This window comes from Nesterenkonia haasae (assembly GCF_010119385.1).
GTDB classification, from domain to species: domain Bacteria; phylum Actinomycetota; class Actinomycetes; order Actinomycetales; family Micrococcaceae; genus Nesterenkonia; species Nesterenkonia haasae.
Genome location: NZ_VFIE01000018.1, coordinates 487,431 through 511,720 on the forward strand (window position 1 = coordinate 487,431; position 24,290 = coordinate 511,720).

A 24,290-nucleotide genomic window follows, 5' to 3' on the forward strand; every position below is an offset into this window, starting at 1 on the left:
GTCCTCTCAGATCAGAGTAGGTGGATCAGCTGTCGGAGGTCTTCTCTGCAGCTTCGCTGGCGTCAGCGTTGACAGGCACTTCGGCTTCGCCAGTTTCTGACTCAGCTGCGGCGTCCTCTGCGGTGCTTGGGGAGGCCTGGTCGGGCTCCTGCTCGGCGACAGTATCGGCCGTTGCCTGCTCTGCGTTCTTCTGCTCAGCTGCGTGCTTCTCCAGCAGTTCGCGCTCCCATTCGGCCATTGGCTCTGCTGCTGTGCCGGAGCCGCCTCCGCGGCGCTCCTCGCGGGCAATGAGGCCGTCTGCCACGGCGTCGGCTACTACTCGGGTCAGCAGGTCGACGGAGCGGATGGCGTCGTCGTTGCCCGGGATCGGGTAGTCGACTTCGTCCGGATCGCAGTTGGTGTCGAGGATGGCGATCACTGGGATGCCCAGCTTCTGCGCCTCATCGACTGCCAGGTGCTCTTTGTTGGTGTCAACAATCCACATAGCGGAGGGAGTCTTTGTCATGTTGCGGATACCGCCAAGGTTGGCCTGCAACTTGTCCAGCTCGCGCCGGAGCAGCAGCAGCTCTTTCTTGGTGTGGCCGGAACCGGCGACGTCCTCGAAGTCGATCTCTTCCAGTTCCTTCATGCGCTGAACGCGCTTGGAGACGGTCTGGAAGTTGGTCAGCATGCCGCCGAGCCACCGGTGGTTGACATAGGGCTGGCCGACGCGGGTGGCCTGCTCAGCGATAGCTTCCTGGCCCTGCTTCTTGGTGCCGACAAACAGAACGCTGCCGCCATGGGCGACCGTCTGCTTGACGAACTCGTAGGCGCGGTCGATGTAGCTCAGCGACTGCTGGAGGTCAACGATGTAGATACCGTTGCGCTCGGTGAAGATGTAGCGCTTCATCTTGGGGTTCCAGCGGCGAGTCTGGTGGCCGAAGTGCACACCGGAGTCGAGCAGCTGACGCATAGTTACGACAGGCATGATGTCCTTTCACTGCCGGGCTTCTCACACAGGGGGGCCTGTGCAGCGCCGGCTCAATTGTTTATCGGTTGCAATATTGCCCGGTTTTCCCGAGCTCCTAGCGAGGTCAAAGGTGTGAACCTGATGCTCCCGGACACGCAAAGAACTCCTCATGAGGAGCGAATTGACGTGGACCGAAGGGAACACCCTCACCCGAGTTGCAGGTGAGTTTCCCACGCGCGTAGTCAGCTGTTGTGTGGGCACCGCGAAGTGCTCACAGTCAAGCTGCTGTGTGTAGTCTAGCGCGGCCCCGGAGTTTTCCCCAACTGGGAGGGCATCCTCTCAACCCGCCGGGTAGTCCACAGAGACAGGGGAGGTTGCTGCTCCTCCCGGCACCGCCGGCTCATCCTTGTGCCATGCCCACTGAACAGCCAACGACGACTCCGGCTCCGTTTCCGGATTCGGGCCGTCCCGTGTTGTGGTGGCCCCCTCCGCAGCAACTGCTAGTGCTGCTGCTTCTGGCCCTAGCCGTATTCGGTGTTCCCCCTGCCTCAGCAGAGGCCGGTCACCCCCTCTGGAGAGCTCCGGTTGAGGGTCAGGTTGTCGAAGAGTTCGCCGCTCCCCCGGCTCCTTGGGCGGCCGGCCACCGCGGGGTGGACATGGCAGCATCTGCTGGGGCGGATATCCGCTCCCCCGCTGATGGTGTGGTCAGCTTCTCCGGCGTCGTCGTCGACCGCGAGGTCCTCTCTATTGACCACGGTGGCGGATACGTCAGCTCCTTCGAACCCGTCGAGTCCGATCTCGAGGTTGGAGACGCCGTCATCGAAGGACAGACCGTCGCCGAACTGGGCACCTACGACGACGGCAACCACCACTGCCCTGCCCAACCCTGCCTGCACTGGGGAGTACGCCTCCACGGCGACTACATCAACCCACTGCTGATGCTCGGCGAACTCGAACCCTCCGTGCTCCTCCCCTGAACGATCACTGATGCACAGCCAGCCTCGGAACGTTAGGCACCGGGAATAAGCCAGTGGCACTACGGCGACTCCTGACAGCGCGCTTCGGATCAATAGGAAGGTCACAGCCCGTTCCGCTTCGAGGTTGCCCGCTCCCCCAGGGAAGCCTCGGGGAGGCATGCAACAACTGCCCAACAACTGCCGAAATAATCCACTCACGCACGTCGTTCAGCTCGCCACGCGTCTTCCAATCCCGCCGCTGTTCAGGGTCACCCCTCATCCAGGTGCCCTCGGGGTAGATCGCACAATGCGCGTTCGTATTCGTGAAGCCTCGGACCGGCCTCCAGCAGTTTAAGGAGCAGCCGATGCAGTTCACTCACCTCTTCCTCTGAGAGGTCCGAATGGAGAATTTCCTGTCTCCGGAGAGCAATACGAATCATGCGGTCATGGGTCCGCGCGCCTTCATTTGTCAGGTAGAGATGACGCGATCCTCTGGCCCCATTCACCTGTGCCACCAACCCTCGCCGCAGCAAGACGTTGACACTCTTAGACGCGATCGATTTGTTCATCCCCAGGACCTCACAGAGCTTCCCCGCTGTGGCTCCGGGATAGTTCCCCAACGCGCTAATCAAGCGCCACTCGTTGGTACCTAAATCAAAGTGGTGGCGAAAAACGCTGGACCCGCCCCACGCCGAGTCATTGGCCACCAACGCGACCAACGCAAGTGTGTAGCGATCACGGTCGATGACCTCCGCAAGCGGGACAGTCACTAGATCGTCGGCATTCTGAAGAATATGGGGCCCGTGGGCATGCGGTGACTGCTCCCCCGAAGGCTTCGAAGAGGACTCGTGAGTGTTCGACAGAACTAGACTCCTTCGTTTCGATCTGCGGTTGCCGCAATTTCCTGAGCTACCCCAGTTTCCTGGCAACACCGAGTCATCGCAACAAGTTTGTGTATCAACAAGTTTACATGTAATCTCCATCACACAGTCGGTGTTAAGTAGATCACATCTACAGGAAGTTTCGAGATAGCCCATGACCAAGTCCATCAGTCCTGAAGTCCCCACCGTAAACGTCGACCCCTTTAGTCGCGAGTCGCTCAGCAACCCTCAGCATGTGGATCGCTTGATCCGTGAAGCTGGGGAGGTCGTATGGCTGGAGGAGTACGGGATCTGGGCTACTGGGCGTCACGACGTTGTCGAGAGAATCTTTAGGGATTACGAGAACTTCGAGTCCTCAGCAGGTACAGGACTGACCAACATCAAAAAGGAAAAAAACTGGCGAAAACCTAGCGTCATCCTAGAAAACGACCCGCCAGATCACACTCGATACCGCCGCATCATGACCTCGGTCCTGAGTCAGCGCGTGATCCGTCGCCTGAAGGAATCCTTCCAGGAGGTCGCAGAGGAACTCGTCCTTAAAGTAATCCATCGGGAGGAGTTCGACGGAGCCACGGAGCTCGCCGAGGCCTACCCCCTTCAAGTACTCCCTGACGCTGTGGGCTTTGCTCCGGAAGGCCGACACCACCTGTTGCCTTACTCGAATCTGAACTTCCAAGCCATGGGTCCGCGCAACGAGTTCTACTTCGACGCGCTAGAACATGCGCAGGAAGCCACAGAGTATGTCTCCTGGCAAGTCCGGCGAGAAGCCCTGGCACCAGGAGGTCTTGGCCGAAAGATCTACGGCTACGCCGATGAGGGAGAGATTACTGAAGAGGACGCAGCCATGTTGGTGCGCACCTTTCTGTCTGCAGGCGTGGACACCACCATCTTTGCCCTCCAGTTCACTCTCAAAGCGCTGGCTGAAACCCCGGAGGCGTGGGCCTTTCTCAGAGAGGACCCGAACCGCGCACAGAAGGTTTTCGAAGAATCACTACGTTGTTACCCGTCTAGTCCCTACATCGGACGGACAACACGACATGCCGTCACCATCAGCGACGTGCGGTTCGAACCAGAGCAGAAGGTCATGTTGCTTCTCGCTGCGGCCAACCACGACCCGCGTCGGTGGAAGAATCCTGAAGCCTTCGACGTCCACCGTGAGACCGCCGGCCACCTTGCCTTCGGCACCGGCATCCACGGCTGCGTAGGCCAAATGATGGCACGCATGGAAGCGACGTCACTGCTATCAGCCTTGGCGCGACACACGAACTCGCTCGAGCTGGTCGGTGACGCAAAACCCTTCTATTCAAACTGGCTCAGAGGGTTCACCTCACTCCCCATGCGCGCCACACCCGCCTAATCCCTTCGAAAGGAACTTTTTATGAAAAAGTACCCATTTATTACAACCGCCACCACCGCTGCTCTAGTCCTGACAGCCTGCGGTGCCAGCGCCAATGACACCCCCGGCGACGACGAAGCCGCAGACGAAACTATGACTCTAAACGTTGGGGCCGTTCCCGTGGTCGACGTAGCCGCTCTCTATGTGGGCGAAGATCAGGGCTTCTTCGAAGATGAAGGCCTAGAACTCGAAATCGAGTTCGGCCAGGGTTCAGCGGCCATGATCCCAGCTCTCTTGAATGGCGAATACGACATCCTCTACGGCGGGTCGATTAACGCCCTACAGGCCACAGACCGCGACCTTCCACTCCAGGCGTTGGCCGTCGGGGGCCGCACCACAGGGGTCGCTGGAGAGGATCACGGCGGCGTTCTAGCGATGCCGGACAGCGACATTGAATCTCCGGTCGACCTCGAAGGTCGCACCGTCGCGGTCAACGCCTTACGCGGCCTGCACGAAGCAGCCATCTGGGCATCCGTCCGTAATGACGGCGGCGATCCAGAAGAAGTGAACTTTGTTGAACTTGCCCTGCCAGAGATGGGTTCGGCCCTCACCGGAGGACAGATCGACGCCGCCTCTACTGCGGAGCCTTTTCTCACTGTCCTCCAGGGTGAAGGCGCAGAGCTCATCACCAGCCTTTACGTAGATGCCGACCCGGAGTTTGTCACTGCTATCTACTTCACGTCCGCCCAGCGCACCGAGGAAGACCCTGAAAGTCTATTGGCATTCACCCGTGCCTTGGAACGTTCCTTCGAATACGCGGAGGCTAACCCGGACGCCGTTCGCGCCGAGCTCGGCAATTTCACCGAAATTGATGAGGAGCTTCTAGAGACCATCGTATTGACTCGTTTCGACTGGGGCCTCACGAGCGATGACTTGCAGCTGATCGCCGATCTTGCCCATGACGCAAACTCACTGGACGACCCGGATGCCTCCACTGAGGCAATTTCAGGCTGGCTGGACGAGCACGGTGAGCAGTAGAGAAGGAATCGCATGAAGAAGATCATCAACGCCCCCGTGGACGTAGTTGACCAATACATCTCAGGTCTAACGAAAGGTTCGGACCGACTTCAGAGACTAGCTGAGAAACCGATCGTGGTAAGGGCACAAGAGCATCAGAAACCGCAGAGCAAGGTCGCCCTCATCTCTGGCGGAGGGTCAGGCCACGAGCCAGCCCACGCGGGATACGTCGGCCCCGGAATGCTAGATGCGGCCGTGTTAGGCCCAGTCTTCACCTCCCCTAGCGTTGACGATGTACTGACAGCAATCCGAGCAATTGGGACAGAAGCCGGAACCTTGCTGATCGTGAAGAACTACACAGGCGATCGATTGAACTTCGGCCTCGCAGCCGAGCTTGCAAAAACTGAGGGACACACTGTGGAGATGGTCATCGTCGCTGACGACGCCGCCCTGGGCGATGGGTCTCGTGCTGGCCGCCGCGGTATCGCTGGGACAGTGCTTGTACACAAAATCGCAGGAGCCGCGGCTGAACGCGGCGATACCCCCGCCCAGTTGCGTTCTCTGGTTGACGATTTCACTTCCGGATTAGCCACGGTCGGCGTAGGGCTGGAGGCCTGCACTATCCCGGGTGCCACGGAGTCTGGCTTCAAACTTGGACCCGAGGAGTTCGAGTGGGGGCTCGGCATCCACGGAGAAGCCGGCCACAGTCGTGGCACAATGCTGACTGCCGCTCGGATCGCAGAAAAGGCTGTCGCCGAGCTGGTGGAGGACCGAGGTTTCTCCGCAGGCGAGCACGTCGCTGTGATGGTCAACGGACTTGGTGGCACACCGGAGATTGAGCTCGGTGTTCTCCTCAATGATGTGCTGACTGAACTCGACCGTCACCGCCTGAGCGCCACCTATGTCTGGGCGGGCAATTTCATGACCTCTTTAGATATGGCGGGCGCATCCGTTACCGTGGCGCGAGTTGCCGAGCACTTCAGGCCTCTGTTGGAAGACCCGGTAAATGTCCCGGCCTTCCCTGTGCATAGTTTTCCCTTAGTTCAGGAACCCACACGGCCTGCACCCCCCGCTGAGAGCGTGGCCCGTAGTGACCGGACAGGTGACGAGGACCTCAGCGGACTACACCACTTGGTCACCGCAGTGTGCGAGGCGCTTATAGATGCCGAGCCAGTGCTGTCCGAGATGGATCGTCGTGTGGGTGACGGAGACCTGGGTCTCAACCTCAGACGAGGCGCCGAACACGTCCTCCAGCACGGGCACGAGCTCCTTAGGGAAAGCAACTCGGCGGACTATATGAAGTGCCTTAGCTTACTGGTCCGACGGTCGGTGGGAGGCACCTCGGGACCGCTCTACAGTCTAGGAATTCTAGGGCTAGCTTCAGTCGAAGCTCACGGGGCATCCACGACGGGCTGGGCACAGGCCGCTGCTGAAGGCCTGGCGAACATCAAGCGTCTCGGTGGGGCTGAGGTTGGGGACTGCACAATGGTGGACGCACTCCAACCAGCGGTTGAGGCACTCTATAACAACCGGTCGGACACGCCGATCGGCACCCAGCTTTCTACGGCCGCCCATGCCGCACGGAAGGGTGTTGATGATACTGCTGAACTTCAGGCTGCCCTGGGTCGGGGAAGTTATCTCGGTGCGCGTTCCACCGGACATCGCGATCCGGGGGCAGAGGCTGTTGCTGTCATTTTCGCAGCACTGGCCGAGACGGTGAATGGCGGGCTATCCCGTGAGTAGACCCTTTACCTTGGGCCTTAGCGCGGACCATAGAGCAGCACCACTTATCTACGGCGTGACCGGGTTGCTGTTACTAGCCACCGTATTGCAGGTCCTCCCAACCGTTGGGGTCCTGGACTCGAGGTATTTTCCACCGTTGACCGAAATCCTAACCTCACTTTCCAGCCAGCTGTCGTCTGCGGATTTCTGGTCCGCATTGGGTTCCACTGTCTCGGGCTGGCTCCTCGGACTCACTATCGCCGTCATTATTGGGGGCGTTGGCGGGATCCTAATCGCGAGTTTCAGGATCTTAGACCGGCTGCTTTCCTCGACCGTCGAATTCCTCCGCCCGATTCCTTCCGTCGCCCTGGTACCGGTGGCAGCTTTGCTGTTCGGGACGTCTATGGAAGCCACACTACTTCTGGTTGTTTTCGCTAGCACTTGGCAGGTGCTCGTGCAAGTGATTTATGGAGTTCGGGACGTTGACAAGGTTGCGTTGGAAACGGCTCGGACCTATCGGCTCGGCACGGTCCGGACAATTCGCTCAGTCATGCTGCCTAGCCTTATGCCTTACCTAATCATCGGTGTCCGTTTGGCAGCAGCTGTCGCGCTCATCCTGCAAATCACGGGAGAACTGATTATCGGTACCCCTGGACTGGGCCGATTGATCAGTGTTGCTCAGTCCTCCGCGGCGGTTCCCACCATGTACGCCCTAGTTCTAGTCAGCGCCTTCCTTGGCGTACTAATCAACAGCGGAATGCGCATGGCGGAAGGAAAAGTGTTGTTCTGGCACGCGTCGATTCGGGGTGATCAGAAGTGAAGCGATTAGGGGCCTGGGCCTTCTTCACGTTCGCTGTTCCGGTGGTGCTCATCATTGCGTGGACCATAGCCTCGGAAACCTCCGACACCATCTACTTCCCTTCACCTATTGCCATTTTGGCGGTCTTTCCAGACACATGGTTCTCCGGAGCGATCAGCGGTGACATTTTCCCTAGCCTGTCCCGTTTGGCGGCAGGCTTCGGACTAGCCCTGATTGCTGGAGTTGGAGTAGGCACGCTCGTCGGGATGCTCAAACCATTACGGCTGCTGCTCGAACCAATTTTCGAGTTGTTCAGAGCTGTCCCTCCACCTGTACTGGTCCCCATCATCATGCTGGTGGCTGGCATTGGAGACGGGATGAAGATCGCCGTGATCGCATTCGGCTGCGTTTGGCCAATTCTTATAAACACCGTCGCAGGAGTAAGAGGCATTGACGAGGTACAACTCGACACCGCCGCAAGCTACCGTTTTTCTGGAAGGTTGCGCTTCGTCAGTGTGATCTTGCCAGCTGCCACCCCGCAGATTGTCGCCGGCGCGCGACAATCCCTCGCTATAGGCATCATCATGATGGTCATATCCGAGATGTTCGCCGCCACCAACGGCCTAGGCTTCAACATTATCCAGTTCCAGCGGCTCTTCCTCATACCTGAAATGTGGAGTGGAATCATTCTGCTGGGGCTTCTTGGAGTCGGTCTAAATGCGGTCTTCAAAATTATTGAGAACCGTCTATTGACTTGGCACGTTGGACTACACGCGGCAGAGAAATGAGGAACTTAAAATGAATCAAACACACGACGATGGCATTCTGAAGGTTCGTGGCCTGAGAAAAGTTTACGGTGAGGGCTCTAAGGCAGTAGAAGCCATCGGTCATCTTGAATTCACGATCAGAGCTGGAGAGTTTGTCTGCATCGTAGGACCGTCTGGTGCAGGCAAAACGACCTTTCTTCGTTGCCTTTCGGGCCTACTGAAACCTACTGAAGGCACGGTCATCTTGGAGGGACGTGAAGTCACAGAACCTCCAGCTGACATGGCCGTGGTGTTGCAAGAGTACAGTCGTAGCCTTTACCCTTGGATGACCGTTGCAGCAAATATAGAACTTCCCTTAAAAGCGGTAGGCCTCACCAAAACTAAGCGTAAAAAACGAGTTACTGAAGCACTCCATTCAGTCGGTCTTTCTGATTCTGGAAAATCCTACCCTTGGCAGCTATCAGGAGGAATGCAGCAGCGAGTAGCTATTGCTCGCGCCATAGCATACCGACCGCGGGTCTTGGTCATGGACGAACCTTTCGCGGCAGTGGACGCTCAGACTCGCGCCGATCTGGAAGACCTTATACGCAACCTACGCTCCGAATTGGGTATCACAGTCCTTTTTGTCACTCACGACATTGACGAATCTGTCTACCTCGGTGAGCGAGTCCTGATCCTATCCAGCGCGCCGACATGTGTGTTGAAAGAAGTCAAAACAAACCTACCGGCAGAACGAAGCCAACTCATCACACGAGCGTTGCCCGAATTCGCTTCGCTGCGCACTGAGGTCTACGAGACCATCCAGTACGCGAAGGGCGTCAACTACTACACCGCCCAACCGCAGCCGGAGAATGAGAATCGCGATGAGGGCAGAGACAAGGTGGCTACCTAAAATGCAAACTCAGACTCTTCAGGTTGTTTCCCGTGAAGAGCTTGTGCCCGGAGTAGTAAGCCTACGCCTAGCCAGCCCACAAGGCGCGCCGCTTCCCGAGTGGACGGCGGGCGCGCACATCGACCTGCACCTTGACCCCCCGGAAAACCCAGGACTAGTGCGCCAGTACTCTCTTTGCGGAGACCCTTCGGATTCTGCAATTTACCGAATTGCAGTCCTAGCGGAAGCGGATGGAGCGGGCAGCAGGTATGTCTACGAGACTGTCCGCACTGGCCAGCTCATTCAAGTGTCAGAACCTAGAGATCAGTTTTCCTTTCGACATCATGAGCGTGTGACGCTGATTGCGGGAGGTATCGGAATCACCCCCATACTGCCCATGGTGCACGCGGCTGCGGCTGCTGGCGTTGACTGGAGACTGCATTACGCGGGCCGTTCCCGCGACAGCATGCCTTTTCTGCAGGAGCTCGCCGAGTACGGCGATCGGGTCCAAGTACATATCAGCGCCGAGGGCAGCCGAATGGATGTGCATAACGTAGTAAACGGCACCTTGTCTGAGGTGATTTATGCGTGCGGGCCCGCCCGCCTTTTGGATGAACTCGAAGATGTTACTCAAAAAGCAGATGGCGTCAGCCTCCGTGTGGAACGTTTCGTCAACGAGAACACCGTCGACAACGTAGGCGACCATACCTTCGTCGTTGAATGTGAACTCTCCGGCAAGACTCTTGAAGTACCCCCAGGCAGGTCCATCCTGAAAGTTGCAGAGGAGAACGGGATTGCTGTGCCCTCTTCTTGCCAGGGTGGCACCTGCGGCACATGCGAAACGTTTGTGGTGGAGGGAGAGCCAGACCACCGGGATGCCATATTGAACGCACAAGAGCGCGAAGAGAGTGAAGTGATGATGGTGTGTGTTTCTCGATGCAAAGGCACCCGATTGAAGCTGGAACTCTGAACCGTCCGCCGAATCCGCTCACGCACCTAGGGGCTGAAGCCGTTCGCAATCGTAGTTTGATTGAACGGCGCCGAACGTGCGCCTGATGGTTCGACGAGGTGTTCGACGCCTGCTCACGTGGGCCACGGGGCACCCTGGGGTGGACATGACTGCATCAGCTGGCTCAGTGATCCGCTCCCCGGCCGATTGGGTGGTGAGCTTCTCCGTCGTCGTCTTCCGGACTCAACCACTACGAGGGATCGGCGCGCGTATTCAGTTCGTAGATCTCTCGCTTCTCTCGGGGCGTGAGATCGGAGTGGGCCAAGACCTCTTGCAGGACTGCGGATTTACCAGCCAGGTAACGGTGAATGTTCATATCCGGTTCGCTCGCTAACTTCTGCTTGACCGTTCCGTAGCGATCCCTGAGGTCAGGGCGAGCGCGTAGCGTCTCTCGGACCGCAAGGTGATTGCGAACGTGCAGTGTGCCGACCACGCACAGGTATACATTGCGAGCTGGGTTGTCCTCCGGAGCACCAAATGCCTCCCGGTCGGTGACTCCCAAGTCCCCAAGATGTTTGTACCCGCCACGTTCAAGGGCAAGGGTTGCATCGGTCATGGCGCTGCGCTGGACGATGACGTCAATGTCGATAATCGGTTTAGCTGGCAGGCCCGGCACCGACGTCGACCCCACATGTTCGATCCCCTCTACCGGTATACCAGCCAATAGCGTACCGAGTTCCGTCGCAATTGATTCGAATTGGTGCGCCCAATCAGGACAGTGGGCGACCACAGAGATGCCTTTGTTGTACCGGTCAGACATGCCCTCAGAATACTGACCAAATCAACAGCTGACGTCCCATATGAGGAGTTTTGCTCATTTTCAGTGGGCATCAGGGGCCATTTGATAGCGATACAGTCCCAGCAGTGCCAAAATATGGACTGCGGCGCCGAGCGCGCAGACCGCCCAACACAATTCATCTCATGACATCTGAGGAGCAGGCGTGGCCCAAAGTTCGAAGAAGGACACGGCTGAGCGCGGTGAGCGAGGCGCCGAAGTCGAATCTAAGCTCGCACCGTCTATTCAGGGTGGTGCGCAGTGGATCCGGAAAGTGGTGGAAAAGCCGGAGTTTCTCACCGATGTGTTGCAAATCCTCAAGACCGTGATTGCCGGCACAGCAGCATGGTGGTTCTCCACCTCCGTATTGGAGTCTGAGCTCGCGTTCCTTGCACCCTGGACCGCCCTGCTCACCGTCCACGCGACAGTGCACCGTTCACTTTCGCACGGCATTCAAACCACAGTTGCATCAACTATCGGTGTGGGCCTTTCGTTTCTCATCGGCTACTTTCTCGGCGTCAGTCTGTGGACCTTCGCCCTGGCTCTACTCGTAGGGGTGGCCGCGGCGCGGATCTCGTGGATTCGTGATGAGGGGGTCGCAATTGCCACCACGGCGATATTCGTGTTCGGTAGTGGGTTCGACGAACAGGCACCGCTGCTCGACGATCGCATACTCGAAGTCGCAGTAGGCGTCGCTGCCGGAGTCGCCGTCAACATGTTGATTGTTCCGCCCCTGGGCGACAAGCAGGCTGGCCGTTATGTAGACAGTCTCAACGAACGCATGGGTGCCGTCTTGGTCAACATCTCCGAAGAGTTCTCCGACTCCTGGAACACCGACAGGGCAGAAGCGTGGTTCAAGGAGACGGAGTCGATGAGCCAGGAGCTCGATTCCGCATGGGCGGTGGTGCGCTTCGCCAGAGAGTCTCGCCGCGCCAACCCGCGGGGACGGCGTCGTGGGAGCAAGCTCAACCAGAGCAATCGGAAGGCTCAGGAGGTGAGCTACGAGGAGATCTTGGAACGTACTGACGAGGGCATCTCTCATCTGCGCCACCTGGCCCGTTCGCTGCGGGAAGCCTCCTACTCCGACGGTGAATGGGATGATCAGTTCCGTGAACGTTGGGCGCAGATCGTTGGAAATGTCGGCCAAGCGATCGCAGACCCTGATGAAGAGGTCGCACCTCTACACGATGACCTCACTGCTCTGTCCATTGACATGTCCGATGACCGGGGACTCCCCCGAGATTCCTGGCCCACATATGGCTCTTTGATCGCCAGTGTGCGTCATATCGTTGTCGTTGTCGACGATGTCGCTTCCGCTCGCAGAGCCCGCGAAGGAGGAGCCAAAAACCCTCGACTCCCAAGCTCGTGAGGGCCCGTCGTCGGTCCGGCAGTGCAGGTCACGGCGGCGAGAACTGTTACTGGCGGGGATGGAGCCTGGCACCGAAGACCGCTGAACCTCCGCCCTGATCCAAACGCGTCTACCCTGGGGGCTATGCACATCACCGTTGTGGGCGCTACCGGAATGATCGGGGCTCGGATCTCTGCGGCGCTGGAGGGACGCGGCCACCACGTCACCCGCGCTAGTCGCAGCACCGGAGTCGATGTCATGAATGATGTTCAGCTGCGCGAAGCCTTCCAGGGGGCCGCCGTGGTCGTGGACTGTCTGAACATCGAAACCATCCGAGCCAGAACGTCACGGGAGTTCTTCACCAATGCAGCGCGGAAAGTCGCGGCTGCAGCGCACTCCGCTGGTGTGCAGCGGATTGTCTGCGTCTCAATCGCAGGCGCTACAGATCCTGATGTGAATCGCTTATTCGGGTACTACAAGGGCAAAGCGGCACAAGAGCAGACGTATCGACAATCTCCTGTGCCAGTTACCGTCATTCACTCAACCCAGTGGTACGAACTCATGGACAACATTGTCCGTCGGTCGACGGTAGGACCCCTCACAGTGCTGCCCACCATGAAGATGGCAGCACTGGCAGCAGAGCGAGCCGCCGCCATCATCGCCGAGGATATTGACAGCAGCGCTGCCGATACCGCTGACCGCAACCTGGCTATTCGTGGCCCCGAAGTCATGACGGCGCTGCAGCTGTGTCGCGCAATCCTCGCCCACCGAGGCAATATCGGCGGGTACCAGCCACGTCTCATGGTTCAACTGCCCTACGTCGGACGTGGGATCGCCACTGGTGGTCTCATCCCAGATCATGGGATCGTCGATAACCTCACCGTGGAGCGGTGGCTGGACTCGACAGAAGGGACCGCATAATCAGGAGAATCTGGTCAGCGGCCCACTCAGTAGGGGGTGCGGGACTTGAACCCGCGCCAAAAGGATTATGAGTGCCATATCAGTGTTTTCCCCGTTGTCACCGGTTGGCCCCGATTGCCCTCTGACCTGGTGCTATGTCGATACCGGGCCTCTCCGGTGGCCCCCGGTTGCCCCCCGTTATCCCGTGGAAAGGCCGTCAAAGAATCAATGGATCGCGGAAATCGATAGCAGGTCCACTCGTTGGTTTTGGCTCTCCCTGAACGTGGCCCGCATTATCCAAGTACATGCGGGCCCCTGAGGGTTGACCTAAAGTTTCTTTATGGAATGGCTCACTAACCAAGCGCCGGCTCTCCTCGGGACGCGCAGAGGAATTACGACTTTAGGGGTCCCCTCTATAGGGCTTTTGCTCCCGTTGCCCCGTGGGTTCAGGACTGGCAGGCTTTGAAGGCCGAGCGTGATCGCATAGTAGGGCTACTTGCAATGATCTGCAGCATGCGGATCCAAGCTGATCAACAGAACTTCAAGGACTGGTGCCAGGATGAGCTCGGTTGCAGCAAACACAACCGCAACGTGCACTCACCTCCCCGAATCCTGTTTGGTGTTCGCGACTTTTTCTGACTTGGCAGCGCAGCCACACAGAGAATCGGAATGGACGGAATCGCTGTTTAGACTCCTCCCGAACTGGCTGCAAGGTATTGCTGACAAAGTCGAAAAAGACGAGGAAGGCTCAGAAGGCACCCCACGCAAACTGACCCCCCCCCCGCATCCAGGGCTAAGCCACTCACATAGGACCAACACTCTTGCGAGATCGCTCGCCTCGACTCCGAGGGCGTCACCATGTATGACCTAGCGCAGCTATTTGGCATGTCCCAGCTGTCAGTCCGGATGATTGTCCTCACCCAGAGGAGCCCCTAAGGTAGTCCGAACGCCAGAAACGACCGAAAGGCCGCAGCAGCATGAACACTCGCAGCATCCTCACCAGCACGGCAGCGCTCGTAACCCTCGCCCTGGCGGCCTGCAGCGCCCCTGAGAGCGACACAGCGGCCGAACCGGCACCAGAGCCCAGCGCCACGGCAGAGCCAGGGACAGGCGCCAGCGACCAGTCCAGCGCAGTCGAGCTGCACCGCACGGACTCGGCGCCCGCGCAGGACAGCGAACCGACGCCAGAGCCGACACCGACGCCGACGCCAGACAGTTATGAGACGTATGGGCCCCGGTTCGCCCTCGACATCGAAGACCCCGATGCCGAGCCGTGCCCATACGGCGCCGAAGTCGCGCAGGTCGAAGGGCACGTGGAACAGTTCAACCGGGCCCTAGAACTAGGCTGCTATATGGACATTTATGGCGTTATCGAATTCACCGAACCGGTAGTCACGAACCAATGGAACGAAAAGACTGACAGGTTCGTCGACCATAGCAGCGCACTGACGCCAGATGAACTCTGCGATGAAGGCTATATCTCGGCCGAAGAATGCGAAGCCGATGACCGATGGTGGTGACACTGCGCGCGCAGAAATAAGGGCCCTGCATCATTGCGATGCAGGGCCCTTATTTGTCAGGTGGCGACGTTACAGTCGGTGGCCACGCTCCATACTCGCGATTCCAGAGTTCCCAACTGCATTGAACCAGTGAGGCGACCGTGTGGAACTGTGAGGCGGTGCTGTTGACGCTGGCGTCGCGCAGCCGGTATTGCGTCCGATGCCGCGCTTCATACGGGACACCATAGGCCCCGTGCCAATACGAGCACTGGACACCGGAAGTTGCCCAAGCACCGTCCGGCTGATGCTGACCAAGTACGTCCCAGCCCCCGGACACAGCAGCCGCAAGCTCCGGCCGGCGCTCCCCAGCTCGAAGTTAACGGACCCGTCCCAGGCCGGCTGCAGTCCAATCTCATAGGCACGATCCAGCGCGGACCGCAGATTGTGCGCCCCGTCCAAGGTGTCGGCTACCTCCTGCGGAGCACGGGCTACCTTGCCCACGCCCATGCTGCGGATCAGCTGGCGGTTCTGGTTGTCTCCGAGCGGGTGGTGATGGACATGATGGGCTGCTCCCAGGTCTCCATGCTCAAGCGGTACCAACACGTTATAGACGATATGCGCAGGGATGCGGCGCAGGTCATGGGGGAAGCGCTCTGGTCCGCCCCTCCACGCCCGAGCCGTACCCTGATCCCTCAGACACTGTGGTGGGGTTCGATGGGTTCCGTCGTCGGCGTGCCGGGTAGAGAAGGGCCGTCAGACGCGAAAAAGGGCCCCTGCCGTGTTTTTTCGGCGGGGGCCCTTCCCTGCTATAACAGGGATGTAGCTGGTAGGGGGTGCGGGACTTGAACCCGCGACAAAAGGATTATGAGTCCTCTGCTCTAACCAACTGAGCTAACCCCCCTCGCAGCCGCCCCGACACGCAAAGGCAGCCGCTCTATACTAACTGAGGACCGCAGCAGCGCGCGCAGCTGACCATGTCCCGGCGAGATGTGGATCCTGTTATGGGCTGAGTTCGAGCCTGACGGAGGCGCGCGCCTGGGGATGCTCGTCAGCTGCAATCTCCAGAGCACGCAACCCGTGGTGATCGGGCAGCCCCTGCACCACCTGCTCAGCCACGTACTGACAGACGACTTCAGTTGTCGTGATTTTCCCTGACAGGTCCGGGTGCTCGTCCAAATTCCGGTATCTCAGGCCATCAAGTACACCGCCCAGCAGCGACGTCGCCACCCCAATGTCCATCACCACGCCGTGCTCATCTAGCCCCACCCTCTCGAATGTCGCCGTGATGGCGAGCGTCGCTCCGTGCAACTGCTGAGCCGGGCCAAAAAACTCATCCGGAAGGGAGTGAGCGATCATCACGTGGTCGTCGACCGCTACACGGAATACTGGGGCATGGGCGGGCATTAGTCAGCTCCTTGGGTCTGAGATGCGGCATAGGTCACCGCATGCAGCAGTTGGTTTCGGGTCCAGTCTGCCTTACGTGAGAAATCATCGAGCACCACGGGAAGATCCTCCAAGGGCGAGCTCCCCGTGACCAGTGCGTCGAACCGCGAATCCAGCAACTCCAGAGCTGCTGCCAACCGCTGCCTTCGGCTGCGCCGCAGACGCTTGGGCGCCGCCACCTGACCCACCTGAGCACCGATTATCCGCAGACGCCGGGCATGGAACCCGCCACCCAGAGGAACATTGGGTTCGCTGGTGCCGTACCAGGACATCTCCACCACAGCCCCATCGTCGCCCGTGATCTCGAGGGCACAGCCAAGGCCGGACTGGGCAGCCGAGGTATGGAAAACGGCGTCGTTATCATCGGCTGCCTCCTCAGGGGACACCGGCTGAAGCCCCAACTCCGCCACCAGGGCACGTCGAGCGGGATCGATCTCGACTACCTGGAGCCGCCCCGGCGTCACCTGCGAGAGCAGCAGCGCAGTCACCAATCCCACCAGACCGGCACCCACCACGGCGATTCGGTCACCGAGCGTTGACTGGGCCTCCCACACCGCGTTGAGCCCAACCTCCGCGATTCCCGCCACCAAGGCACGTGAACTGGGCATATCATCGGGCACCACATGGCAGGCCTCCACCGGCACCACTGCGTGACTGCGATGACCTGTCAGGCTGAAGACTCGTTTACCCAGCAGCTCCGCAGGGCCCTGGCGCACGATCGCCACATTGAGATAGCCATGCGAGACGGGAAACGGCAGATCGCCGAGCTGGTGGGGGGCAGCCATCAGACTGGCGACCGCCTCCGGAACCTCCCCCCGGTAGACCACCGATTCGGTGCCAGGAGAAATCCCAGAAAGTTCAGTCTCCAGAAGCACCTCACCGGGACCCGGCTCGGGTGCAGCAACGTCGCGCACCCGCGCAGAACGGGGCGCCTCGATCCAAAGTTCGCGTGCAGTCTGTGTCATCGGCCCTATCGTCGCACGTCAGCCGGAACAACACCTGGAGGTGGCAGACTAAAGACTATGAGGCTCTTCATCGACTGCCGGTACGTCCGCCCACGGGTGCATGACGGTATCTCCCGGTACACCGCCTCACTGGTGAACGCTGTTGCCGACAAGGCCGAAGTCACCATGCTCATTCACGACCCCGAACAGCTGAATCAGCTCCCGGATCTTCCCCATGTGTTGATTAGTTCCCCTACAGGGCCGAAAGAACCCTTCGTGGCGCGGCAGATCAACCCCCACTCCCCCGATGTGGTTTTCTCTCCCATGCAGACTATGGGCAGCCTGGGCAGACGCTACCGACTGATCCTCACCCTGCACGACCTCATCTATTACCAGCACCGGACACCTCCGCGGAACCTTCCTGCCCCAGTCCGGTTGGGATGGCGGCTCTATCACCTCAGCTATGTGCCACAGCGGCTGACACTGAACCGGGCCGACGCCGTCGCCACCGTTTCGCAGACAACGGCGGAGTTGATCGCCGAACACCGGCTGACCTCACGGCCAGTTCACCTGATCCCAAATGCCCCCCAAGCCGGCGCTCAACCGCGCAACCCCCGCCAACCTCCCACACATGACTTGGTCTACATGGGGTCTTTTATGGACTACAAAAATATCCCGGCGCTCATCGCAGCGATCAACGAGCTGCCCGGCTACAGGCTGCACCTGTGCTCACCGATTGACGGAGCAACACGTGCGCGGCTGACGGCACTCGCCCTAAGACCAGGTCAACTCGTTTTCCACAACGGGATCGACGAGTGGGAGTACCACCAACTGCTGCAGCGGGCCACAGCGCTGGTGACGCTTTCCCATGCAGAGGGATTCTGCCTTCCCGTGGTCGAGGCACTGAGTCACGGCACCCCCGTCATCACCTCGGACCTGCCCATCTTCCGGGAGGTCACCGGCTCTGCCGCACGCACCTACGGAGCGCAAGTCATCAACAGCGACGACCCGACGGGCTTTGCCGCAGCGGTACGAGCTTTGGAGAATCCCCGAGACTTCGCGACAGCCAGTAGTGCCGCACGGGCCCGCAGTCAGGACTACTCATGGGCGGAGTCCGCTGCTCGGCTACTCGCACTGGCTGAATCGCTGACTCGGACCGACTAGTGCGAATCGACGCGTTCTACCACTCGAACTGATAGGTCTCCGTCCAGTCCGCGCCGTAATAGAGGGCCTCGTAAGCCGCCATTGTCTTTCCGATCGCGTGCTGGTTGGCTTTCTCTCGGCTTCTCAGCCCCATAGCTGTCCGCTCCTCAGGGGTTTTCCGGAATATGCGGTTGAGCTGTTGAGCCAAGTGATCGCTGTTGAACGGCTCAAAGAGATAACCGTTCTCTCCCTCCGCCACTAAATGCGGAAGAGCCAGGGCGTCTGCCAGCACCACAGGCTTGGCAGCGCTCATGGCTTCCAGAGACACCAAGGATTGAAGTTCTGAGGTTCCTGGTTGGCAGAATGCGTCAGCAGCAATGTAGGCCTCTCGGAGGTCCGCGTCATCCACATGTCCCCTGAAGTTGATTCGGTCCTCGATGCCCAACTCTGCCGTCTGGTCGCGGAGCTTATCGCGCTGTTCGCCGTCGCCGATGATCTCAGCGTTGATCTCCAACTCAGGGTCAGTCTTGGCCACGGCGTCGATGAGAACATCGACGTTCTTTTCAACGGCTAAGCGCCCGACGAAGAGCACCGTCGGTTTGTCCCGCTGGGCAATGGGTTCATCAGGAGCGGTGCTGTAGTAGTCGACGTCGATCCCGTTGGAAAGCGGGAGGACATGTTCGAATCCCCCCTTGGCCAGCATCGTATCTGCAGCTAATGGGGTGGGAGTGGTCACCACGGAGGCCTTACCCATCAGGCGCCCCATGTCTCTCCAAGAGTTTTTCGCCACGATTCGTTTAAACCACTTGGGAAAGGGCAAGAACGGGTCCAGGTTCTCCGGCATGAAGTGGTTGGTGGCCACCGTACGGACACGTGCGGCTTCCGCGGCCAGAATCGCAGCCTTTCCGATCATGTAGTGGCACTGGACGTGGACCACGTCTGGTTCGATCTCAGCGACCAACCGACGCATGGCCGGTTCCACCAGCCACGGCAGGCAAAGTCGGTGGTACTCGTGGGTGGGCGCCTTGAAGGACCGGAACCGGTGGATGGTCGCCTCATCATGGTGCTCCACCACATCTGGGCCTGGGCCTGGCCGTGCCGCAGCTATGTGGACTCGGTGTCCGCGGGCTGTCATGTGTATGGCCAGCCGATAGCCGAAGATCGATGCCCCGTTGACATCAGGTGGGTAGGTATCGGCTGCGATCAGGACTGTCAGAGGCTTGCGGTTGTTCACTCTTCGTTGACCCTCCGCGGAGGTCCTCCCTGTTCGGCGGGCAAGTTTGTCTTTTCAGCGCTGGTCTCTGCTCCACCAACCAGCGGTTCACCGGGTGGTGCTGCTACACCGATCCGCGCCCACGTACTGCGCCTCCACGGGTTGATGTCTGCTGCGCGGAGTCTGCGGAACTTGCCGAGGGCTTGGATGAAGTAATCCATGGAGGCGATGATATGCATAACTCCTCCGGCGACAAGCAGCGACTCAGCAACGAGAGGGAAGAGCCCTCCGATGCGCTCAGAGAATTCAGGAAGCTCCGCGAGCAGGAGCATCGGCAGGCTGACCATGAGACAGGCGGTGCGCACCTTTCCCATGCCAGAGACTGACAACTGCGGCGAACCCGCGAAAAAGACCGTAGACGTTACCAAAAGCACCAGGTCTGGAATCAGAATCACCCAGAGCAGCCATTCGGGGGCGATGTCCAAGTAGACCAAGGTGAGGGTCACGATGATCATCGCGAACCGATCGGCCAAGGGATCCAGCCAACGACCGACTGTGGACATCTGGTTGAAGAACCTCGCTATGAAACCGTCAAGCCAATCAGTCGCTCCGAGTACCGCCAAGATCCAGAAGGCGGTCATGATCTCGCCCTCGCGGACGAAATACACAAAAAACGGCAGAAGGAGTAGCCGCAGGACTGTCACAACATTCGGGACTGTCCAGAAAGTCTCCTTGACGGTGTACTCGAAACCCTGGCGGGTTCCGATACCCATGATCCTCACAGGGCTCAGTCTATTTCTTGATCAGCTCACGAAGGAAGGCACCTGCGGCGGCCGTAGAACCTGCTGCGACGGCCAGGGGTTTCCAACGCTCCGCAAAGAACTCTTTGGCTCCCCGGGCATCACCACTCTGACCATCAACTGGCGGGGCGGGAGCTGGGGCCTCAGGGGGAAGCGGAGCCGGCCCGGCGAGCGGCTGGTCATCGGCAGCGCTGGTGCGGGTGAATCTGGTGCGGAGCTGGTCCTGCAAACCGGCAATGTGATCTCGGCGAAGAGCCGTCCGGCGCAGAAGCTCGGTATAGGTGGGCTTCTGCGGCGCACCTTCGCCCGGAGTCTTCTTCTGCTCGGCGGCCCGGCGCTTGGCCTCCTCCTTAGCGCGGCGTCGATCCTCATCGGCTCTGTCCAGGGACCTCGGATCGAAGTCTGTCCCCTCGCGCGCCACTCCGAGGTCGAGCCGGAAGCCGCGGATGGCATCCTCCGGTTTGAGAGGTTGGGTGCGCTTGAGCTTAAGCAGGCCAATGAGCGCGAAGACCAGCGCTATCAGCAGAAATGCGCCGGCCACAATCAGCGCCGCAGCCCACAATTGGAAGCCTGCGGCGTGGAGGCCGGCAATCGCAGCGACGATCAGGGCCACGGTGAGGAACGTGAGGAAGACCAGACCAACGACCACAAGGGCTGCTGCGACGGCAGCGGCGATCCCCTTGGACTTCATTTGAGCGGTGGCCAGGGCGATCTCGTCGTTGATCTGCTTGGGGCCGAGCCTGACGAGAACTTTGGCAACATCGATCAAGGAAGGTTTCGATGCCGCGCTCTTGGTGTTCTGCTGCGCCACGACAGCGCCTCCATCCATAGTTGAGAAGCGTATATTCAGGTCCAAACTACCACCTGCACCCCTGGTGAGGCGCGTGGACCCGGGCTTTCGTGCCAGAGCTAGAATTGTAGGTATGGCCGGTGACTACAACCTCGAGGATCTTTACGCCAATACCTATACGGAAGAAGACCGGCTCGCCTTCGAAACTCAGCCGGAGTCATCGAAGAATTTTGTGATCGCATGGGCTCTGGCCCTCTTCCTGGGACCCATTGGGGCGCAACGCTACTACCTTGGCTATTTCGTCACCGCTGTCGTAAAGACGAGCCTTTTCTCCGCCGGGGTGGTGCTGCTGCTCCTGGACATACCTAACGCCGGACTCGCGCTGATCGGCGTCGTCGGCGCGTGGACCATCATCGACCTGTTCCTTCTGCTCTCCGGAACCATGCGGGACACAGCCGACCACCGGCTCCGGGGTTTCACCCGGTTCGGTGGAGTCTGCGCAGCGGCAACTGTCGCGGTGCTGGTCGGTTGGCTGATTGTCGCTCTGGTTATCGGCACAAGCTCCGGGGTTGCGGGCTAGTTTTCGGGATCTATATTTCCCACAGGAGTCTGTTTCTCAGCCTGGAACTGATCTTCGATCCGGCCATAGGCCCAGTAGGCCGACAGTGACATCCCTTTGCGTTCGAGTCCACGCTCCTTGACCAGGAGTTTGCGGATTCTCTTCATCTGCTCCCGCTCCCCGTGGACGAAGACTTGGACATCGCCATCGGGAATCTCGATATTCCGCAGGTGATCCGTAATGCGCGTGCTCTCCGGGGTGAAGTCTCCGCCGCGGTGAATCCACCTGAGATCTATTCCCTCCGGAACAGTGAGCGGCACTTCTTCGGTGGCATCACGGACCTCCAGCACGACGACGCCGCGCGCGTCAGCATCCATTCCCTCCAGAGCAGCTGCAATTGCTGGGATTGCCGATTCATCGCCGGCGATGACGTGAAAGTCGGCCTCCTGCCTGGGGGCGTAGCCTGAGCCGGGCCCGAAGAAGCTGATGGGGTCGCCTGGCTGAGCATTGGCCGCCCACGGCCCGGCAACACCCTCATCACCATGAACGACGAAATCTACCCAGATCTGCTTATGCTTCCAGTCGATGTGCCGGATGGTGTAAGTCCGCCGAACTGGCATTTGTGCTTTGGGGAGCTGCTCACGGAGTGCCTCCATATCGTAGGGGCGCTCCAATCCCAGGGCCGGATCGGCGAACAGCAGCTTGATGTACTGGTCCGTGTCCTCCTTGAACTCCATGGCATCGAACTGCTCCCCACCGAGGACCACGCGCACCATGTGCGGGGCGAGCCGCTCAGTCCGCACCACTTTTAGAAGTGTCTGGACCTTGGTCTTGCGGGGCTTCTTGGGCACTGCGGTGGCTTGTGGGGAGGAGGTCTGCGTTCGCATATACCTCACTCTACAAGATAGGTGAGCCTAAGCCGCAGTCATGCCCACTACGCAATATCGCTATGACGCATTTCTTGGGAGATAAATCTTGAGCCTCTTTGACTCAACTTCAGGAATAGCTACGCACGCGGCGTCGTTATGTGAGTCGACAGCGCCAAAATGGCGCAGTCCACCGTTGTAGGTGATGAGTTGCTTGTATGAGAGGAGCTGATTACTGATGATCAACTCAACCTTTACCCGCCTTGACCCTTTTGCTCTGGTGGATGATTTCCTCCGCCAGTCACGCATTCCCCAGTTCAACGATCAGCAGCGGACCTCCGGGTTCGTGCCGGCTGTTGATGCACATAGGGACAACGAGGACCTCGTGGCCTCTGTTGACCTTCCCGGAGTTGATCCGGCGAACGATATCTCCGTAGAGCTCTCTAACGGTGGGCGAACACTCACCGTCTCCGGCGAGCGCAAAATCCGCCATGAGGCTGAAGGGTTCCGCGAAGTCCGTTACGGCAGCTTCTCCAGAACGCTGCACCTGCCGGAAGCGGTGCAGGAACGTGACATCTCCGCTGACTACGAATCCGGCGTCTTGACCGTGCGAATAGCAGGTGTCTACGCGGAAGAACAGCCGCAGAAGATCCAAGTCACGTCCAACGCCGGATCGCAGCAGGTCGACGCTTCCGAAGCTGACGCAAAAGAGATTCGCCAATAGGAACAGCTATCCACACCGTCTGAAACCAACTGTTGGGGCCGCCTCTTTTGGCGGTCCCAACTTCGTTAAGCCTAGAAAACTATAGTTGTGCCGCCATGTCGGATAACCCGGTCCTCGCAGTGCCACTTCACGGCACGGGACAGCACAGCCCGCTCTACGTCGGCTCCGAAACGAGTGAGCTGGGCGACGTCGTCAGCATGAGAAACCCTGATGACGTCCTGTTCAATAATCGGACCCTCATCCAAATCCTCAGTGACGTAGTGCGCCGTAGCACCGATCAACTTCACACCCCGGTCTTTAGCCTTTTGGTAGGGCCCAGCACCAATAAAGGCGGGGAGGAAGCTGTGGTGGATGTTGATGATCGGCACACCAACCTGGTCCAAGAAGTTCGGGGAAAGGATCTGCATATAGCGCGCCAGCACCACCAGGTCAACGTTTCCGCGAAGCAGACTTAGGTGTTCGACCTCGGCGGCCGATTTGTTGTCCCGATCCACCGGCACGTGCTGGAAGTCAATACCGAAGCGGCGTACATCGTCCTCCAGATCTGGGTGATTGGAGACCACCATCGAGATGTCCATAGGCAGGTCACCGCGGCGATGGCGCCACAGCAGGTCAAGCAGACAGTGATCCGTCTTGGAGGCGAATATCGCTACCCGCTTGGGCTCAGCGGCATCAGTGAGCTGGAACTCCATGGAGAATCGCTGGCCGAGACGCTCCTCGACTGTCTGCCGGATTTCATCCCGCCGCTGAGCGAATCCCGGAAGATGGAACACTGTGCGCTGAAAAAACTGGCCATCTTCCACCCCGGTGGAGTACTGATCCAGGGTGATGATGTTGCCACCGAGTTCGGCGATGAGTTCCGATACCGCAGCGACGATGCCGTGCTGGTCGGGGCAAGAGATGACCAGGCGGGCAATGTCAGGACGCTGCTCAGTATTCATCATGGGCCTCCGGGATCAAGTACTACCAGCGGAACCAA

Annotated in this window: 25 protein-coding genes and 1 tRNA gene; 14 read left to right on the forward strand and 12 right to left on the reverse strand. The window is 59.3% G+C overall.

The genetic code is table 11. The features are described from left to right. Positions 1 to 25: 25 nt before the first annotated feature. Positions 26 to 967 carry a 30S ribosomal protein S2 gene (gene rpsB, locus FH975_RS05705; protein ID WP_162320459.1) on the reverse strand — a complete coding sequence of 314 codons (942 nt, stop codon included), beginning with the start codon at positions 965 to 967 and terminating at the stop codon, positions 26 to 28. A gap of 395 nt (positions 968 to 1,362) precedes the next feature. On the opposite strand from rpsB, the gene FH975_RS05710 reads away from it, so the two are divergent. Then, on the forward strand, positions 1,363 to 1,926 hold the full coding sequence (locus tag FH975_RS05710; RefSeq protein WP_162320460.1) for a M23 family metallopeptidase: 564 nt from the start codon (positions 1,363 to 1,365) through the stop codon (positions 1,924 to 1,926). 248 nt (positions 1,927 to 2,174) lie between these two features. On the opposite strand, the gene FH975_RS05715 is transcribed toward FH975_RS05710, so the two are convergent. Further along, the gene (locus FH975_RS05715; protein ID WP_162320461.1) at positions 2,175 to 2,675 is read right to left on the reverse strand and encodes a MarR family winged helix-turn-helix transcriptional regulator; all 501 of its coding nucleotides are present in this window, start codon (positions 2,673 to 2,675) and stop codon (positions 2,175 to 2,177) included. A 265-nt stretch (positions 2,676 to 2,940) separates the two neighbouring features. Between FH975_RS05715 and FH975_RS05720 the strand changes: the two genes are divergently transcribed. The 7 genes from FH975_RS05720 to FH975_RS05750 all read left to right on the forward strand — a co-directional run bounded on the left by FH975_RS05720 (position 2,941) and on the right by FH975_RS05750 (position 10,268). Next, positions 2,941 to 4,143, forward strand: a complete 1,203-nt coding sequence (locus tag FH975_RS05720) for a cytochrome P450 (protein ID WP_162320462.1) — start codon at positions 2,941 to 2,943, stop codon at positions 4,141 to 4,143. Between the two features lie 21 nt (positions 4,144 to 4,164). Continuing rightward, positions 4,165 to 5,160, forward strand: a complete 996-nt coding sequence (locus FH975_RS05725; RefSeq protein WP_162320463.1) for an ABC transporter substrate-binding protein — start codon at positions 4,165 to 4,167, stop codon at positions 5,158 to 5,160. A 12-nt stretch (positions 5,161 to 5,172) separates the two neighbouring features. Further along, positions 5,173 to 6,882, forward strand: coding sequence for a dihydroxyacetone kinase family protein (locus FH975_RS05730; protein WP_162320464.1), 1,710 nt, complete (start codon positions 5,173 to 5,175; stop codon positions 6,880 to 6,882). A 136-nt stretch (positions 6,883 to 7,018) separates the two neighbouring features. Next, complete coding sequence (locus tag FH975_RS05735; RefSeq protein WP_235928468.1) at positions 7,019 to 7,681, forward strand: ABC transporter permease; 663 nt, start codon at positions 7,019 to 7,021, stop codon at positions 7,679 to 7,681. Next, positions 7,678 to 8,448, forward strand: a complete 771-nt coding sequence (locus FH975_RS05740) for an ABC transporter permease (RefSeq protein WP_162320466.1) — start codon at positions 7,678 to 7,680, stop codon at positions 8,446 to 8,448. Before FH975_RS05735 ends, FH975_RS05740 begins: the two co-directional genes overlap by 4 nt. A gap of 10 nt (positions 8,449 to 8,458) precedes the next feature. After that, the gene (locus FH975_RS05745; RefSeq protein ID WP_162320467.1) at positions 8,459 to 9,319 is read left to right on the forward strand and encodes an ABC transporter ATP-binding protein; all 861 of its coding nucleotides are present in this window, start codon (positions 8,459 to 8,461) and stop codon (positions 9,317 to 9,319) included. Between the two features lies 1 nt (position 9,320). Further along, a complete protein-coding gene (locus FH975_RS05750; RefSeq protein WP_162320468.1) occupies positions 9,321 to 10,268 on the forward strand; it encodes a PDR/VanB family oxidoreductase in 948 nt (315 codons plus the stop codon). A gap of 229 nt (positions 10,269 to 10,497) precedes the next feature. On the opposite strand, the gene FH975_RS05755 is transcribed toward FH975_RS05750, so the two are convergent. Beyond that, positions 10,498 to 11,067 (reverse strand): GrpB family protein, encoded by a 570-nt coding sequence (locus FH975_RS05755; protein ID WP_162320469.1) that lies wholly within the window; start codon positions 11,065 to 11,067, stop codon positions 10,498 to 10,500. 181 nt (positions 11,068 to 11,248) lie between these two features. Between FH975_RS05755 and FH975_RS05760 the strand changes: the two genes are divergently transcribed. The 3 genes from FH975_RS05760 to FH975_RS05770 all read left to right on the forward strand — a co-directional run bounded on the left by FH975_RS05760 (position 11,249) and on the right by FH975_RS05770 (position 14,850). Then, on the forward strand, positions 11,249 to 12,451 hold the full coding sequence (locus tag FH975_RS05760; RefSeq protein ID WP_328821792.1) for an FUSC family protein: 1,203 nt from the start codon (positions 11,249 to 11,251) through the stop codon (positions 12,449 to 12,451). 123 nt (positions 12,452 to 12,574) lie between these two features. Beyond that, a complete protein-coding gene (locus tag FH975_RS05765; RefSeq protein ID WP_162320470.1) occupies positions 12,575 to 13,351 on the forward strand; it encodes an SDR family oxidoreductase in 777 nt (258 codons plus the stop codon). A 956-nt stretch (positions 13,352 to 14,307) separates the two neighbouring features. Beyond that, entirely contained in the window at positions 14,308 to 14,850 is a 543-nt protein-coding gene (locus FH975_RS05770) for a hypothetical protein (RefSeq protein ID WP_162320471.1), read from the forward strand. A gap of 69 nt (positions 14,851 to 14,919) precedes the next feature. On the opposite strand, the gene FH975_RS05775 is transcribed toward FH975_RS05770, so the two are convergent. The 4 genes from FH975_RS05775 to FH975_RS05790 all read right to left on the reverse strand — a co-directional run bounded on the left by FH975_RS05775 (position 14,920) and on the right by FH975_RS05790 (position 17,237). Next, positions 14,920 to 15,432 carry a hypothetical protein gene (locus FH975_RS05775; RefSeq protein ID WP_162320472.1) on the reverse strand — a complete coding sequence of 171 codons (513 nt, stop codon included), beginning with the start codon at positions 15,430 to 15,432 and terminating at the stop codon, positions 14,920 to 14,922. Between the two features lie 221 nt (positions 15,433 to 15,653). Next, a tRNA-Ile gene (locus tag FH975_RS05780) sits at positions 15,654 to 15,730 on the reverse strand. 98 nt (positions 15,731 to 15,828) lie between these two features. Continuing rightward, positions 15,829 to 16,233 carry a 6-pyruvoyl trahydropterin synthase family protein gene (locus FH975_RS05785; protein ID WP_162320473.1) on the reverse strand — a complete coding sequence of 135 codons (405 nt, stop codon included), beginning with the start codon at positions 16,231 to 16,233 and terminating at the stop codon, positions 15,829 to 15,831. Next, positions 16,233 to 17,237, reverse strand: coding sequence for a zinc-dependent alcohol dehydrogenase (locus FH975_RS05790; RefSeq protein ID WP_162320474.1), 1,005 nt, complete (start codon positions 17,235 to 17,237; stop codon positions 16,233 to 16,235). The genes FH975_RS05785 and FH975_RS05790 overlap by 1 nt, the downstream gene beginning before the upstream one ends. A 57-nt stretch (positions 17,238 to 17,294) precedes the next feature. Here FH975_RS05790 and FH975_RS05795 point away from each other — a divergent pair, with 57 nt between their 5' ends. Next, on the forward strand, positions 17,295 to 18,380 hold the full coding sequence (locus FH975_RS05795) for a glycosyltransferase (RefSeq protein WP_162320475.1): 1,086 nt from the start codon (positions 17,295 to 17,297) through the stop codon (positions 18,378 to 18,380). 16 nt (positions 18,381 to 18,396) lie between these two features. On the opposite strand, the gene FH975_RS05800 is transcribed toward FH975_RS05795, so the two are convergent. The 3 genes from FH975_RS05800 to FH975_RS05810 are packed head-to-tail and all read right to left on the reverse strand — an operon-like array spanning position 18,397 to position 21,183. Continuing rightward, positions 18,397 to 19,593 (reverse strand): glycosyltransferase, encoded by a 1,197-nt coding sequence (locus FH975_RS05800; RefSeq protein WP_162320476.1) that lies wholly within the window; start codon positions 19,591 to 19,593, stop codon positions 18,397 to 18,399. Next, a complete protein-coding gene (locus FH975_RS05805) occupies positions 19,590 to 20,345 on the reverse strand; it encodes a CDP-alcohol phosphatidyltransferase family protein (protein ID WP_202923082.1) in 756 nt (251 codons plus the stop codon). The genes FH975_RS05800 and FH975_RS05805 overlap by 4 nt, the downstream gene beginning before the upstream one ends. Before the next feature lie 19 nt (positions 20,346 to 20,364). Beyond that, the gene (locus tag FH975_RS05810; RefSeq protein WP_162320478.1) at positions 20,365 to 21,183 is read right to left on the reverse strand and encodes a phage holin family protein; all 819 of its coding nucleotides are present in this window, start codon (positions 21,181 to 21,183) and stop codon (positions 20,365 to 20,367) included. A gap of 112 nt (positions 21,184 to 21,295) precedes the next feature. Here FH975_RS05810 and FH975_RS05815 point away from each other — a divergent pair, with 112 nt between their 5' ends. After that, entirely contained in the window at positions 21,296 to 21,742 is a 447-nt protein-coding gene (locus FH975_RS05815; protein WP_162320479.1) for an NINE protein, read from the forward strand. Here FH975_RS05815 and FH975_RS05820 read toward each other — a convergent pair. Beyond that, on the reverse strand, positions 21,739 to 22,608 hold the full coding sequence (locus tag FH975_RS05820) for a siderophore-interacting protein (RefSeq protein WP_162320480.1): 870 nt from the start codon (positions 22,606 to 22,608) through the stop codon (positions 21,739 to 21,741). The genes FH975_RS05815 and FH975_RS05820 overlap by 4 nt on opposite strands. Positions 22,609 to 22,825: 217 nt before the next feature. Here FH975_RS05820 and FH975_RS05825 point away from each other — a divergent pair, with 217 nt between their 5' ends. Then, positions 22,826 to 23,311 (forward strand): Hsp20/alpha crystallin family protein, encoded by a 486-nt coding sequence (locus FH975_RS05825; protein ID WP_162320481.1) that lies wholly within the window; start codon positions 22,826 to 22,828, stop codon positions 23,309 to 23,311. 71 nt (positions 23,312 to 23,382) lie between these two features. Here FH975_RS05825 and purU read toward each other — a convergent pair whose 3' ends face one another. Further along, on the reverse strand, positions 23,383 to 24,252 hold the full coding sequence (gene purU / locus FH975_RS05830) for a formyltetrahydrofolate deformylase (protein WP_202923083.1): 870 nt from the start codon (positions 24,250 to 24,252) through the stop codon (positions 23,383 to 23,385). Positions 24,253 to 24,290: the final 38 nt, after the last annotated feature.